The 14,244-nt window shown below is 42.0% G+C and carries 12 protein-coding genes; 7 read left to right on the forward strand and 5 right to left on the reverse strand.

The genetic code is table 11. The annotated features are described in order from the left end of the window. Nucleotides 1-8: 8 nt before the first annotated feature. The 3 genes from EL244_RS13045 to ybaK all read left to right on the forward strand — a co-directional run bounded on the left by EL244_RS13045 (nucleotide 9) and on the right by ybaK (nucleotide 2,061). Complete coding sequence (locus tag EL244_RS13045) at nucleotides 9-584, forward strand: HdeD family acid-resistance protein (protein WP_006815111.1); 576 nt, start codon at nucleotides 9-11, stop codon at nucleotides 582-584. 159 nt (nucleotides 585-743) lie between these two features. After that, complete coding sequence (locus EL244_RS13050) at nucleotides 744-1,550, forward strand: TraB/GumN family protein (RefSeq protein ID WP_006815112.1); 807 nt, start codon at nucleotides 744-746, stop codon at nucleotides 1,548-1,550. A 34-nt stretch (nucleotides 1,551-1,584) separates the two neighbouring features. Further along, nucleotides 1,585-2,061, forward strand: a complete 477-nt coding sequence (gene ybaK, locus EL244_RS13055) for a Cys-tRNA(Pro)/Cys-tRNA(Cys) deacylase YbaK (protein WP_126461423.1) — start codon at nucleotides 1,585-1,587, stop codon at nucleotides 2,059-2,061. A gap of 57 nt (nucleotides 2,062-2,118) precedes the next feature. Here the strand turns inward: ybaK and ushA are convergent, their stop codons facing one another. Next, nucleotides 2,119-3,789, reverse strand: a complete 1,671-nt coding sequence (gene ushA, locus EL244_RS13060) for a bifunctional UDP-sugar hydrolase/5'-nucleotidase UshA (RefSeq protein WP_126461426.1) — start codon at nucleotides 3,787-3,789, stop codon at nucleotides 2,119-2,121. Nucleotides 3,790-4,044: 255 nt separating this feature from the next. On the opposite strand from ushA, the gene EL244_RS13065 reads away from it, so the two are divergent. Continuing rightward, the gene (locus EL244_RS13065; protein WP_006815117.1) at nucleotides 4,045-5,259 is read left to right on the forward strand and encodes an MFS transporter; all 1,215 of its coding nucleotides are present in this window, start codon (nucleotides 4,045-4,047) and stop codon (nucleotides 5,257-5,259) included. A gap of 296 nt (nucleotides 5,260-5,555) precedes the next feature. After that, a complete protein-coding gene (gene ybaL, locus EL244_RS13070) occupies nucleotides 5,556-7,304 on the forward strand; it encodes a YbaL family putative K(+) efflux transporter (RefSeq protein ID WP_006815119.1) in 1,749 nt (582 codons plus the stop codon). A 61-nt stretch (nucleotides 7,305-7,365) separates the two neighbouring features. Here the strand turns inward: ybaL and EL244_RS13075 are convergent, their stop codons facing one another. The 4 genes from EL244_RS13075 to EL244_RS13090 all read right to left on the reverse strand — a co-directional run bounded on the left by EL244_RS13075 (nucleotide 7,366) and on the right by EL244_RS13090 (nucleotide 11,274). Further along, the gene (locus EL244_RS13075; RefSeq protein WP_006815120.1) at nucleotides 7,366-7,716 is read right to left on the reverse strand and encodes a DUF1937 family protein; all 351 of its coding nucleotides are present in this window, start codon (nucleotides 7,714-7,716) and stop codon (nucleotides 7,366-7,368) included. A gap of 118 nt (nucleotides 7,717-7,834) precedes the next feature. Further along, on the reverse strand, nucleotides 7,835-8,611 hold the full coding sequence (locus EL244_RS13080) for a DeoR/GlpR family DNA-binding transcription regulator (protein ID WP_039855172.1): 777 nt from the start codon (nucleotides 8,609-8,611) through the stop codon (nucleotides 7,835-7,837). A gap of 36 nt (nucleotides 8,612-8,647) precedes the next feature. Beyond that, entirely contained in the window at nucleotides 8,648-9,877 is a 1,230-nt protein-coding gene (locus tag EL244_RS13085) for an FAD-dependent oxidoreductase (protein ID WP_126461429.1), read from the reverse strand. Then, nucleotides 9,874-11,274, reverse strand: a complete 1,401-nt coding sequence (locus EL244_RS13090) for an NAD(P)/FAD-dependent oxidoreductase (RefSeq protein WP_126461432.1) — start codon at nucleotides 11,272-11,274, stop codon at nucleotides 9,874-9,876. The genes EL244_RS13085 and EL244_RS13090 overlap by 4 nt, the downstream gene beginning before the upstream one ends. 242 nt (nucleotides 11,275-11,516) lie before the next feature. On the opposite strand from EL244_RS13090, the gene EL244_RS13095 reads away from it, so the two are divergent. Together EL244_RS13095 and eutH are read left to right on the forward strand one after the other, a co-directional pair. Beyond that, nucleotides 11,517-12,956: an FGGY family carbohydrate kinase gene (locus tag EL244_RS13095; RefSeq protein WP_126461435.1), complete on the forward strand. Its 1,440-nt coding sequence runs from the start codon at nucleotides 11,517-11,519 to the stop codon at nucleotides 12,954-12,956. Nucleotides 12,957-12,990: 34 nt separating this feature from the next. Then, entirely contained in the window at nucleotides 12,991-14,241 is a 1,251-nt protein-coding gene (gene eutH / locus EL244_RS13100) for an ethanolamine utilization protein EutH (protein WP_006815125.1), read from the forward strand. The last annotated feature ends 3 nt before the right edge of the window (nucleotides 14,242-14,244 follow it).

Consider the following 14,244-nt stretch of genomic DNA (forward strand, 5'->3'; position numbering starts at 1 on the left):
AGGGTTCCATGTTAAATATTAATCGCGAAAAACTATTGAGCTTAGCCAGTGGCGATATGAAAAAACAGCGTAATACGCTGATCGTCCTAGCGGTACTGCTGCTGCTGGGAGGCATAGTCTGCCTACTCAACCCAATGGCATCGGGAATTGTCGTCAGTGCTATCGTCGGCGTATTATTAATTTTAAGTGGCGTGGGCGCTATTGTTAGTATATTAAGCTCAGCCATTTATACTGGCTGGTCGCGTTTATTTGGTTTTGTGATCGGTATTATTTACTGCATCGTCGGTTATGCTTTTATTAAAGAGCCTTTACAAGGCTTAATTGCGATGGCGATTATCATTGCTGCCCTGTTTATCTTCGGGGGTATCCTTCGCCTATATTCAGGTTTTCAACAAATTAAATCTGCCGCTGGTTGGGTTCAATTGATTATTGGTATCTTAGATTTCTTCATTGCTTACTTATTAATTGGCAATGGTCCTATTACCTCAATTGCACTTCTAACAACCTTAATCGGTATTGAAATGATTTTTAGTGCCTTCGGTTTATTCTCTTTATTAAGCTTGTTCAAACGCAAAGCTGAATAATCCCTAAGATTGAGATTCACAACGCGCTTTACTGGCTATCAGTACAGCGCGTTTTTTATAGTTTATGTAAAAAGTGTTTTATTTTGTCTAGCCATTCGCAAATCCCCGCAAGATTGTTTAACCTATTATTCTAATTCGCAATCTAGGGATGACTAGAATATGGGAACGTTTTTCAAAAACCTCAAAAACTGGCTGTATACTGGCACTGCCCCTGTTTATCCCTACCCTGCAATTGATGTCCGCCTTTCCAATCAACTGAAACTGCATATTGTGGGTAGCATCCATATGGGAACTGAAACCATGTTTCCTCTCTCCACCATTTTATTGGATAAGCTTAATCACGCAGATGGTTTAATCGTTGAGGCTGATATCACGGATACCCAAACCTCGTTTCCAGCGCCCACTACACCGATTTCACCAATACGCCAACGGCTGACAGACGGTGAATATTCTCTGTTTTTACAGTATTGCCAAGAAATTCGCCAATCCTCAGATCAATTTGACCACTTGCCATCTTGGCAAGTGGCGTTAGTCATGCAGGCAACACAGGCTCAAGGGTTAGGATTACGCGGTCACTACGGTATTGATTATCAATTAATTCGTAATGTTCAATCACAGCAAAAGCCGATTATTGAGCTAGAAGGCACCGCGGCACAGATAGAATTATTACTGCAACTTCCAGATCAAGGTTTACCGCTATTGCAAGATACCTTAGTGCATTGGCGCACTAATGCACGCTCACTGCAAACGATGATTAGCTGGTGGCTAGATTATCAACCTGAACATTGCGCTACATTACCCAATACCTTCAGTGAAGACGTTTATAATGTGCTGATGACGCGTCGAAATCAGGAATGGGCAGATAAATTGAAAACATTACCTAATGGCAACTATGTCGTGGCAGTGGGTGCCTTACACCTGTTTGGTGAACATAGTCTGATTGATTATTTACGCAACGATAGTTAATAAACACGGTCATTGAAAAATAAAAGGTATAATTATGACGCCAGCAGTCAAGTTACTCGAAAAACAGAAAATTAAATTCACGCTCCATCCTTATGACCATGATCCCAATGAAAATAACTTTGGGGATGAAGCAGTTCAAAAATTGGGGTTAGATGCAAAACAGGTTTTTAAAACCTTATTAGTTGCACTTAATGGGGATCAAAAAACGTTAGCCGTTGCTGTTACACCAGTTTCTGGTCAACTCGATTTGAAACTGGTCGCCAGAGTATTTAAAGTCAAAAAAGTCGAAATGGCTGACCCGCAAATTGCACAAAAAACCACGGGTTATTTGCTTGGTGGTATTAGCCCATTGGGGCAAAAAAAACGGCTTCCGACGGTGATTGATAGCCAAGCTCAAGAGTTTGCTACGATGTTTATTTCTGGTGGAAAACGTGGGCTAGATTTAGAACTTGCACCAAATGATTTAGCGAGCGTCCTAAATGCAACGTTTGCTGAGATTAAAAAAGATTAATTCACTCCATTGAATCAAAAAGCCCCAATCAAGGGGCTTTTGAGTACAGATTATCCATTATTTATTTTTATAAACAATTTCACCTTTCGGTTCATAATCTGCCACTTTTAATGGCGAATGTTTCTCAATATAGCCTTTGAGTACTTCCGCATCGACAAAACCTGTATTGACATAGTTTGGATGATTATCGATTGGTGGATAGCCATCACCGCCAATCGCATTAAAGTTTAATGTCGCCATACGGTATGTTTTGTTCTTATCAACAGGCTTGCCATCGATTTTCACATCACTAATGCTACCATCGGCATTCAGCGTAAGTGAGACATTATAAAACTGCCCATACGCACCTGAGTCTGGCTTCATATTTGCAACGGATTGCAAGTAAGGGAGGACTTCCTCGCCTTTAAAGTCGACATATACCAACTCATTTGCAAATGGCTGTACTTTTAATACATCTTTATAGGTGATATCGCCACTCTCGATAGAGTCACGTACACCGCCGCCACTCATGATCGCGAAATCAGCCCCTGCACGCTCTTTTTGTGCCGCCAGCAATAAATGCCCCATATTGGTCTGTTCAAAACGAACTTTATTGCGGTCACCGACTAATTTCCCATCCACTGACCCCACTTTGACACCTAGTTGCTGGTCACCTTTATCTTGGTATGGTGTCAGTAATTTGGTCATTTCTGGATTATGTGCGATTTCTTGGGTGTAATAGACATATTCCGTTGTGTCATCGTCTTTCTTCACTTTCTTCTTCAAGTTAATCGGGATTAACTGGTAGTGTTTTAATGTGAATTTGCCATTTTTAAATTCAAAATCTGCACGACCGACATATTTACCCCATTCATGGGCTTGAACAATCCAAGTCCCATTTTGGTTATCTGGCGCACATGCTGTTCCCGGAACATACTCTTCTTGTTTATAGTTTTTGTTCTCTTGGGACATACAAACAGGATCTTGTGAGTGGCCACCCACTATCATGTCTAAATATCCTTCCGGTAAGCTACGAGCCATTTCTACATCACCAGGGGCATTAGAACCATGATTACCATTGTCATAATGTCCCATATGGGTTGCGGCGATAATAATATCTGGCTTCTCTGTCGCACGCAGCTCTTCAACCACTTTCTTGGCTTCTGCTGCTGGAACTCGGAATTCTACATCAGGGAAGTTAGCTGGGTTACCAATCTTGGCCGTATCATCTGTTGTTAAGCCAAGAACTGCGATTTTCACCCCTTGCTTATCAAAAACCTGATAAGGCTTAAATAGGCGTTTGCCAGTACTGGTCTGATAAATATTGGCTGATAAGAATGGGAAGGTTGCCCATTTTTCTTGCTGTTTTAATACCTCTAGAGGGTTATCAAACTCATGGTTACCTAATGCCATAGCATCGTAACCCACTAAGTTCATTCCTTTAAAATCAGGTTCAGCATCTTGTAAATCTGATTCCGGAACACCGGTATTAATATCACCGCCAGAAAGTAATAATACACTGCCACCTTGCTTTGCCACTTCGTCACGAATTTGATCTACAACGGTTTTTTGTGCAGCTAAACCATACTCGCCTTTTTCGTTGTGCCAAAAGTGACCATGATGATCATTGGTGTGTAAGATAGTGATATTGTAAGTTTTATCTTTTTCCCACGCATTTGCCATCATAGCTGGCAATAACGCCAAAGAGACGGTCAATGCACATGCGGAAGCCTTAAATGTCAATTTCATACATTCTCCCTGAGAGAGGAATTTTTCTACGAATGAGGTAGAGGATTGAGTGTCACCGAAAACAGTCTTATAGCACAAAAACCACGATAGGATCTGAGCACTACTGCATAATAAGAAAGTCGTTGCAGAGAAATGAGATCTAAGTCGTATAATTTATTTAATCAATTTTACAAAGTGCCTCATATTGCCATTTCAATAATTTCTAAATTAGTTATATTGGTTACAATTGCGTAACAAACTAAAGTGGTTATTAAAATGAGTGAGCAAACTGCGCCAACGAGTGGAACAAAGCCAACGAATAAAACAGGAAAAACGGTCTTTAGTATCCTGACTGCAATTAGTTTTTCCCATTTACTGAATGACATGATCCAGTCGTTGATTCTGGCGATTTATCCTTTACTACAATCTGATTTTTCTCTCAGTTTTGCTCAAATTGGGATGATTACCCTGACCTACCAAGTTACCGCTTCACTATTACAGCCGGTGATTGGTTACTACACGGATAAACACCCGCAGCCATACTCATTACCCATTGGTATGGGTTTTACTTTAACGGGGTTATTGCTGCTAGCGATGGCAGAAACTTTCCCAATGATATTAATTGCCGCGGCATTAGTGGGAACGGGGTCATCGGTATTTCACCCTGAATCCTCTCGAGTTGCACGTATGGCATCTGGTGGCCGCCATGGCTTAGCTCAGTCCTTTTTCCAAGTTGGGGGAAACCTAGGCGCTTCGTTAGGCCCGCTACTTGCTGCTTTAGTTATTGAACCGTATGGCAAAGGCAATATCGGTTGGTTCTCCTTTGCCGCCTTGCTCGCTATCATTATTCTATTGCAAGTCAGTAGCTGGTATAAACAACAGCATCGTGCAGCGAAAAAAATGCCAATTAATTCTAGTGATATCAAAATATTGCCAAGAAAAGTCGTTATCGGTTCTTTGAGTATTTTGCTTATTTTGATTTTCTCAAAGTATTTCTATCTAGCAAGTATTAGCAGCTACTACACATTCTATTTAATCGATAAATTTGGCGTTTCCGTACAAAACGCCCAAATCCACCTGTTTGTGTTTTTATTTGCTGTTGCTGCTGGAACAATGATTGGAGGCCCTATCGGTGATAAGATTGGACGCAAATATGTTATTTGGTTCTCAATCCTTGGCGTAGCGCCGTTTACCTTACTTTTACCTCACGCTTCACTATTCTGGACTGGGGTACTCACCGTGATTATCGGTATGATCCTTGCCTCAGCATTCTCCGCAATACTCGTGTATGCTCAAGAGCTTATTCCTGGTAAAACAGGAATGGTTTCAGGTTTGTTTTTTGGCCTAGCCTTTGGTATGGGTGGTGTTGGGGCAGCTGTTCTTGGGTACATTGCCGATCAAACCAGTATTGAGCAAGTTTATCAATACTGTGCATTTTTACCATTATTGGGCATTTTCACTGTATTACTACCAAATATTAGCAACAAATAGAATTATAACCTTATTTTATCTATACTTATGAAAACATAAGTATAGATAATCCAGTATTTATTTCACAAAAGATACCCACAATTATGATAAAAATGAAAATCTTGTAACGATTTAGCACCATCACCTCGATTTTTTTTAGAAAAAATGTATTTTTTTAAAGAAATTTATCTCCAAAACCGTTAAAATACAAAAATCATGCAATTTGTGTTTCAAAATGGTGATAAACACCATCAACATTTTGAAAGTCAAAGGCATGTACCCACCTTTTTATACATAAATAACCCAGAGGAGACTAAATGGAGCATTCAACGCCCTTAATTACAACCATTGTTGGTGGTCTCGCCCTTGCATACTTATTAGGAATGCTTGCTCAGCGCTTAAAAATATCCCCGCTTGTGGGGTATCTCATGGCGGGAGTATTAGCTGGCCCTTTTACCCCCGGATTTGTTGCTGATACTACATTAGCCCCTGAACTCGCAGAGATCGGGGTCATTCTATTGATGTTTGGTGTCGGTTTGCACTTCTCATTGAAAGATTTGCTAGCTGTAAAAGCCATCGCTATCCCCGGTGCAATCGCCCAAATTGCTGTAGCGACCTTATTAGGCCTCGGCTTATCCATGTTATTCGGATGGGGAATATTTACAGGTATCGTCTTTGGCCTATGTCTCTCAACAGCAAGTACCGTTGTATTACTACGCGCCCTTGAAGAGCGGCAATTGATTGAAAGTCAGCGTGGACAAATTGCGATTGGCTGGCTGATCGTCGAAGACTTAGCCATGGTACTGACCTTGGTTCTCCTACCTGCCGCTGCAGGAATTATGGAAAGCAATGAGACCAGTATTGTTGAATTATCCATGAGCCTAGCTTGGACCATTGGTAAAGTTGTCGCCTTTATTCTGATCATGATTGTAGTCGGGCGTAAAGTTATCCCATGGATATTATCCCGTACTGCCTCAACCGGTTCCCGAGAGTTATTTACGCTTGCAGTTTTAGCTCTCGCATTGGGTATTGCCTATGCTGCTGTCGCAATTTTTGATGCTTCATTCGCGTTAGGTGCATTCTTCGCCGGTATGGTACTGAATGAATCCGAGCTTAGCCACCGTGCGGCTCAAGATACATTACCGCTGCGTGATGCTTTTGCAGTACTGTTCTTTGTGTCTGTGGGTATGTTATTCGACCCTATCGTACTCATCGAACAACCGTTGGGAATTCTAGCGGTTCTTGCCATCATCATTATAGGTAAATCTGCGGCGGCGCTGGTACTCGTTCGAATGTTCGGGCACTCACGGCGAACCGCATTAACCATTTCAGTCAGCTTGGCACAGATTGGTGAGTTTGCCTTTATTCTGGCTGGTATGGGGCTGACTCTTGGCGTGATGGATAAAGATGCACAAAACTTAGTCTTAGCCGGTGCAATTGTTTCTATCATGCTCAATCCGATATTGTTCACCTTATTGGATAAGTATCTGGAAAAAACCGAAACTATCGAAGAACAACTGCTTGAAGAAACACTGGAAGAAGAAACGCAAATTCCAGTGAATATTTGTGGCCACGCGGTGATTGTTGGTTATGGTCGAGTTGGCGGTATGCTCGCAGACAAACTACGTCGTCGTGAAATTCCACTCGTGGTGGTTGAAGATACTCGAGCCCGCTTTGAAGAACTTGCTGAAAATGGTTTCTGTGCAATTTTAGGCAACGGAGCCAGTAAAGAAATTCTAAACTTAGCCCGTATCGAATGTGCAAAATCCCTATTGCTTACCATTCCTAATGGCTATGAAGCAGGTGAGATTGTCGCAACCGCTAAAGAACTCAATCCGAATATTACTGTTGTTGTTCGTGCTCATTACGATGATGAAGTTAGCTTTATCAAAGAACGTGGCGCTGACCATATTATTATTGGGGAGCATGAGATTGCGAAATCGATGGCAACCTTAATGTGTAATGATATTGAAGAGTTCGGCTGCACTATTACTGATTTTACAGATAATGATAGTAATAAAGGCGAGAGTAAAAATTTAGATGAATATCTAAAACCGAGCCACTAACCACCTATAATAAAAGCCGTAACCTATTAAAAGTTACGGCTTTTTTATTTGAATTTAAAAATCAATTTACTAACTGTTCAATAAATTCTTCATTTGTCCAAACTGGCAAACCTTTATCTTTAAAGAATTGAATCTCAGCAGCCACACCACCACTTTTCTCCCAGCCTGGTAATGTTAAAACAATCAATCCATCACAACGCTTTAAAAACGCCATATCAATCTCTGACCAAGCTACTTTTTGCCCTTGAGAAGCTAGATATTGGTTAATTGGATGGGTCATCGTAATTTGGCTATACGTTGCAATCCCCTTAACCGCTAGTTCAGCAGCAAATTGAGTGCACGTTTGGAAGCGCATTTCTACGACTTCACTATCTGGGTCTGAATATGGGCAAGCAATAAAGTAGAGTTTCATTTGGTTCCCTTGTGTGTATTTTTGACCATTTTTAGATAAAGTAACCCCATGAAAAATAATTTAATTATTTTCCTTGGGGTGCTAAATTAAATTTTTTAGTACTGTGGTTTGCGATGAACTATTGAATATCAGCAATAATAATTTTCGTATTTGGACGCTTTTTATTTTCTGTAAACTTAAAATCTTTACTGGTTGTCACTAGAAAATCAATATTCTCCCATCCAGCTACGAAGTTAATCGCATGCTTATGCGCTTTAGTGCCATCCGCTAACACCATTAACTTATCGCTATTTTCCATCATTTTTTGCGCTATTGCTGCTTCATCAACATGCTGATCCATAACGCCATGTTGAGGATGGAAAGCCCCCGCGCCAATAACTGCATAGTCTGCAAAAAACTCAGTAATATTCTTCAGAGCAATTGCTCCTAAACAGGCATTTTGTGCCGCATTAAATTGACCGCCAATGAGAATGGTTTCAATCGTTGTATTTTCCTGCAACGTATTGGCTAATAAGGGTGAATTGGTAATTACCGTAATATTATCAATCAATTTAATTCGCTGGCTAAATTCAAAAGTGGTCGTGCCAAAATCAATAAATAGCGTGTCACCGGGCTTAATCAACTCAGCGGCTTTCGCTGCAATTGCCCTTTTTTCATCGACAGCTGCTTGCGCTCTTTCTGTAAAATTACGCTCAAATTTAGACTGAATGTTGACCGCACCACCATGAACTTTCTTCAATAATTTTTGAGTTTCTAGTTTGCTAAGATCTCGACGGATAGTTTCCTGCGCCACATTAAAATGTGTTGCAAGCTCCTGTACATACACTTGCCCTTGAGTAGATAGCATCTCAATGATGGTTTGATGTCGTACTTTAGAGGAGCGCCCTTCACACATAGTTTAATCCTTCTTGACCATTTAACATTTCCAGCACTATACAACAGTGACTGTAATTTCAGTAGCACTCGGCTGTATTTTTGTTAAATCGATATTTTTCAGCAAAATACGTCGCGTCGGTAAACAGCGGTGGCGTTTCTCATACAGGAGTGAATTTCCAGCCATAACTCGGATAGTCCCAGTCACCGCTGTGTTGACTTTAATGTTGAAATCAACATTTTTGCCAGAGATACTCGCCATATCAATACAAGCAGGAACCGTAAATCGGATAGGCTCGGCAAACTGTACTGGCAATTTACAAACTGACTGAGATATCTCTCTATGATGATTAGCCAGTAAATCATCTGCAATATATTGGCCAGTCAATAGCCCCTCCTGATAACACTGATCCCCCATATCCGCTGGGTGTAACATATTACCCGCAGCGTAATAACAGGCATCCGAACAGCGTCCCCATTGGTCGGTATTTGGTTTCCCCGTACTGGCTTCATATTCAAGATGACTTTTACGGATCAGTGTATTTTCACCAACAAATCCCCCCGTAAAAATTACAGAGTCACAGACTATTTTGTGAGATTTTCCTGTGGTTTCTACCATCACATACTCAACGCGGTCTAGCCCACCAATTTCAGTGATTTTACTCTTTAAATAAACGGATGTTCCCATGGCTTTGGCAAATAACGTTGCAGGCTTGAACGAAAGAATTCGTTCACCACTTTCGATCATTGCTTGAGCTTTAACTCCCGCATTTTTTAACGTCCATAGAGCAGAGAAACTAACGAGCTCACTGCCCACAATCACTGGATTTAAACACGGCTTTTTACCCGTGAGATAAACAAATTGTTGGAGCGCCCCCGCCGTCAATATTCCTTGAGGTCTCAATCCTGAAACCAAGCGAGGATGACGAGGCGTTTCACGTACCCCTGTCGCAATTAAAATACGTTTTCCTCGCATTTCAACGACGCCCTCAGGCATGCTGACTGTCAATACACCATTAGGTTGCAATTGAGTCACTGTACTTCGAGTAAAAATCCTCGTATCACCTAAATCCTTAATGATTTTCTCTGCAAATTTATTGCCTTTCATTGGGCGTTTAAAGGCAAGTACGCCAAAGGTAGGATGCTGGCAATGGCGAGGAACACCCCCTGCATGAGCTTCACGCTCCAAAATAGCAATATTATGGATCCCACGACGACGTAGAGTTTGCGCGGCAGCCGCTCCAGCAGGACCGGAACCAATAATGATCACATCATAATTAAAACTCATTTCACGGCCTCCACGGCTAATGTGTTGTCAAAGCGACCATTAATTATTTCAGTCACCTGACTGCTGCAATAAAAACCATTGCAACGTCCCATCATGACCCGGGTTCTACGGCGTAGAGCGCCTAAACACTCAGGGGGAATATCAGAGTCAAATGCAGCTTCAATTTCTCGCTGAGTCACTAATTCACAGTGGCAAACAATGCCGCCATTACTTTTACATTGATAGTCCCGTTTATCGTATTCAGATAACATTGGCATGGTTGGCCAAATTAGCTCTGTTGGTGGTGATAGTTCAAATAATGGCGTGAAGTTTTCTTGATAAAGCTTTCCAAGGTGATTAGCAACACCCAGCGCTGCGGTTAAACCCGTCGAACGAATTCCCCCTGCGCATATCCACTGTTTCTCTGGATAATCATTAATTCGATAATGTTTTTCTTCTGTTGCAGGACGAAGACCCGCATACGTTGCCGTCACACTGTAATTATGCAAAGAAGGAAGCATTCGTGAGCCTTGGTCAATTAAATCTTGAAGAACGTCTTCTTTTACTTCGGCTTTCCAACGGTCACTCTGCTCTTCTGCGGTTGGCCCCAGTAATAAGTTGCCAAAGATAGTTTTTGAGAGCAATACGCCTTTAGTGATGGCGGTTGGTACAGGTAAAATAATCGCATTAATATCCGCAGCAGCCGCTTTGTCATACACTAAAAATTGTCCTTTGCGCGGCTTGATTTCAAATGGAGATGGATGGCAGATAGATTCCACAATATCCCCATTAATTCCAGCACAGTTAATCACTAAACGGGCAGAAAATTCACCTTTAGATGTGACTAATTTCCAGATTCCCTCATTTAGCTCACCCGCGGTCACTTCGCAGTGAAACTGATATTCAGCCCCATGTTTTACGGCTTGAGTTAAATAAGCCAGCGGGGTACTCCATGGGTCAATGACCGCTTCTCCAGGAACTTCGACTGCGGCAAGCGCCCCCGATGCTAAATGAGGTTCTCGACGATAAAGTTCGTCTTTATCGATCATCCCCACATCTAGAACATGGTTTGTATGCGCCTGTTCTACAATACCGGGTAATTTGCTCAGCTGCTCGTCGTTCCAAGCAACGACGAGTGCCCCTGTTTTGAGTAATGGTAAATTCATTTTTTCTCTAATATCAATGAATTCCTGATACCCATCTTGCATACATTCAAGTTCTAAAGTCCCTGGTGTGGCATCAAAACCTGTATGTAACAGTGCGCTATTTGCCTTACTGGCTCCAGATAGAATATCGCCGCCACGTTCTAGTAGCAGCGTATTGGCCCCCATCAATGTGAATTTTCGTGTCACCGCACAGCCAATGACACCACCGCCAATGACAATGACATCCCAAATTTTTTTATTATTAATATTCATGGCTGAAATCCTTAATCTCAAACTTGAACACATAAAACCACATAATTCCCACAATCACAATAATTAAAACAACACAACTCACAGGAATAACTCAACAACCTCTCACATTGTTACTTTATTGTGACAGTTCTCACATTCATAGAAGTTATTGTGAGTTTTTTGTGGATTTTATTTCCGATTAAACGATAGTAAGCAAAAAAACAAACCAATTAACAACATTTATAACACTGGGGAATTCACCGATGCTCAATCAACGTTATGCCGCTATCGATCAGGGAACAACGGGAACCCGGGTCGTCGTCTTTGAAGAAGGGGGTCACTGCCACTCTCCGATGAGTATTCCTCATAAACAGATCACACTGAACAGTGGTTGGGTGGAACATGATCCTGAAGAGATTCTGGCCAACATTATAAAGTGTCTAAATAGTTGTGAGGTTGTGGATGCGATTGGTATTTGTCACCAAGGGGAAAGTATTGTTGCATGGGATTCTGAAACTAAACATCCCCTGTATAACGCAATTGTTTGGCAAGATCTTCGCACAGAAAAAACGATTCAAAAACTTAAAGATGCGGAATTGGAAGCCATTGTACAGGCTAAATCTGGGTTACCGTTAGACCCTTATTTTTCCGCCAGTAAAATGGGTTGGATCATTGAAAACGTCGTTGGAGCAAAATCACTTGCAGATAAAAATCGTCTACGAATTGGCACTATGGATGCCTTTTTCCTAGACCGATTATGCGATGTGTTCGTCACTGATTATAACTCTGCATCCCGCACCTCACTGCTGAATATCCATACCTTGGAATGGGATCCACAACTGTGTGAAATTTTTGGTGTTCCTATTCACTGCTTACCACCACTGCGCGATAACATTGGTGATTTTGGTGCCATTAATCTCGATGGGCATCTCACGCCAGTCACCGCCATTATTGTTGATCAGTTTGCCGGAACCTTTGGTCATGGTTGCCGTAATCAAGGGGATGCCAAAATTACCTTTGGAACTGGGGCATTCTTGCAGGCACTAACAGGCAATGATATTCCCCAAACCCATGAATCAGGTTTACTGCCTACCCTATGCTGGAAATTCCCAGGGGAGGCACCGGTTTTTGGCTTGGATGGAGGAGTCTATAACGCAGCCTCAGCCGTCAATTGGGCTAGAAAAATTGGCCTATTTGATGACTTTGATGAATTAACCGATTTTCGTGATGAATCAGCCATTAAACGCGGTTTAGCCTTTGTTCCTGCGCTATCTGGTTTGGGTTGTCCATATTGGGATCGCAGTGCCGCAGGGCTGTGGGCGGGGCTTTCATTAGATACCGATAAGAAAGATATGATGCAATCGATATTAGAAGGGATTGCCGCTCGTTCTGCGGAAGTTATTTTTGCAATGGAGAAGATTTCCCCATTAGGACAATCCATTTCTGTGGATGGGGGACTATCGTCAAATCAGTACTTTAAGCAGTTTTTAGCCAATTTATTACAAAAAAATATTGAAGCACCAGCAAATCGTGAAGTCACAGCTCTCGGGGCCGCCTTACTTGCTCGTAAAGGTTTAGGGATCACCCATGACATGGCAGTAAGACGCAATACCAGTATCACACGCCCTGATGGCACGAATATGCAGGGCGTAATGGAACAGTATCGCGACATTATTGCCCGTTCTCGCCAGCTCAGAAATTAATTTTCCAACAATAAAAAAGAAAGGAAACCCTACTATGGCCGAATTCGGAAACTACATTATCTACTTAATCATGTGCGGGGCCGTGATCGGTGCCGTTGCATCGATAGTGAGACCTGCCAGCGATCTCGGAAAAGAGTTTGTTAACGGTATTTTCTCTATCGGTCCTGTATTCCTTGCCCAAGCAGGGATCATGGCCGCAGTTCCCCTACTTTCACAGCTGATTTCGTATATTTTAGGTCCCGTTTTTAGCTCAGTGGGATCCGATGTATCTATTGCCGCGCTATCAATTATCGCCGTTGATATGGGCGGATATCAATTAGCTGATGCCTTAACCACCAACAGAGATATGTGGATCACTGCGATGTTGATCGGCTATACCTCTGGTGCCACCATTGTTTACCTGATCCCTGTCGGTTTAACCATGTTAAATCGTAAGGATCACAAATATCTCGCCTTAGGGGCAATGGCAGGATTGATTTCGATCCCGTTTGCGGTGTTAGCCTCTTTGCTGCTGATCACTTTCAACAATATTCCCGTGCGGGAGATTATCTCGACCAATTCCCCAACAACCCACCAGCTGACATTGGACTTCTTGACGATGCTGCAGTATCTAATGCCGCTGTTTGTCTTCTGTTTCTTACTAGCAGCAGGGTTAAAATATCGTCCAATGCTGATGGTAACTGGCTTTCTGATCTTCGGTAAGATCATGGATGCCTTTATTAAACTTGTTTTGGCATTTTCCATCGTTGAGCATTTTACCGGTTTCTTCAGTAAAGTTTTTGGAGCATGGGGCTTCGACCCATTATTTGCAGACCAAAATGAATTATTCCGAGCGATTGAAATTGCAGGTTATATCGGGATCATGCTCGCAGGTACTTTCCCTATCTGTTATCTGTTCCAGCGCTATTGTAAACCACTAGTAAACACGTTAAGTCGTCGCTTAAAGCTGAGCGATACCGGATCTTTAGGTTTTATTATGGTGTTGGCAAACATTATTGCAACGTACCACTTATTCAAAGATATGCGAGCAAGAGATAAAGTGTTATGTGTGGCATTTGGGGTTTGTGCACAAGCGACTATCGGTGACCACTTAGCCTTTACTGCTAACTTCCAACCAAGTCTCGTCTTGCCTATTTTATTAGGTAAATTAGTCGGTGGGTTCTTAGCGGTATTTATTGCGATTAAGATTTCAGTGCCGCAAGCGATGCGTTATGAAGAGGAAGATGCTAAGGCCATTGACGCAGTTAAAGCCGAGAACCCAGCAGGTATTACCAAAGAAGCTTAATAA

It is taken from the genome of Providencia rustigianii (genome assembly GCF_900637755.1).
GTDB lineage: Bacteria > Pseudomonadota > Gammaproteobacteria > Enterobacterales > Enterobacteriaceae > Providencia > Providencia rustigianii.

Excerpts from the sequence above, each read along its gene's own strand:
- EL244_RS13085 (WP_126461429.1), bottom strand. The coding sequence starts at position 9,877 with ATGAGTTTTAATTATGATGTGATCATTATTGGTTCCGGTCCTGCTGGA.
- ybaL (WP_006815119.1), top strand. The coding sequence starts at position 5,556 with ATGGAGCATTCAACGCCCTTAATTACAACCATTGTTGGTGGTCTCGCC.
- EL244_RS13090 (WP_126461432.1), bottom strand. The coding sequence starts at position 11,274 with ATGAATATTAATAATAAAAAAATTTGGGATGTCATTGTCATTGGCGGT.
- EL244_RS13050 (WP_006815112.1), top strand. The coding sequence starts at position 744 with ATGGGAACGTTTTTCAAAAACCTCAAAAACTGGCTGTATACTGGCACT.
- eutH (WP_006815125.1), top strand. The coding sequence starts at position 12,991 with ATGGCCGAATTCGGAAACTACATTATCTACTTAATCATGTGCGGGGCC.
- EL244_RS13045 (WP_006815111.1), top strand. The coding sequence starts at position 9 with ATGTTAAATATTAATCGCGAAAAACTATTGAGCTTAGCCAGTGGCGAT.
- EL244_RS13075 (WP_006815120.1), bottom strand. The coding sequence starts at position 7,716 with ATGAAACTCTACTTTATTGCTTGCCCATATTCAGACCCAGATAGTGAA.
- EL244_RS13095 (WP_126461435.1), top strand. The coding sequence starts at position 11,517 with ATGCTCAATCAACGTTATGCCGCTATCGATCAGGGAACAACGGGAACC.
- EL244_RS13080 (WP_039855172.1), bottom strand. The coding sequence starts at position 8,611 with ATGTGTGAAGGGCGCTCCTCTAAAGTACGACATCAAACCATCATTGAG.
- ybaK (WP_126461423.1), top strand. The coding sequence starts at position 1,585 with ATGACGCCAGCAGTCAAGTTACTCGAAAAACAGAAAATTAAATTCACG.
- EL244_RS13065 (WP_006815117.1), top strand. The coding sequence starts at position 4,045 with ATGAGTGAGCAAACTGCGCCAACGAGTGGAACAAAGCCAACGAATAAA.
- ushA (WP_126461426.1), bottom strand. The coding sequence starts at position 3,789 with ATGAAATTGACATTTAAGGCTTCCGCATGTGCATTGACCGTCTCTTTG.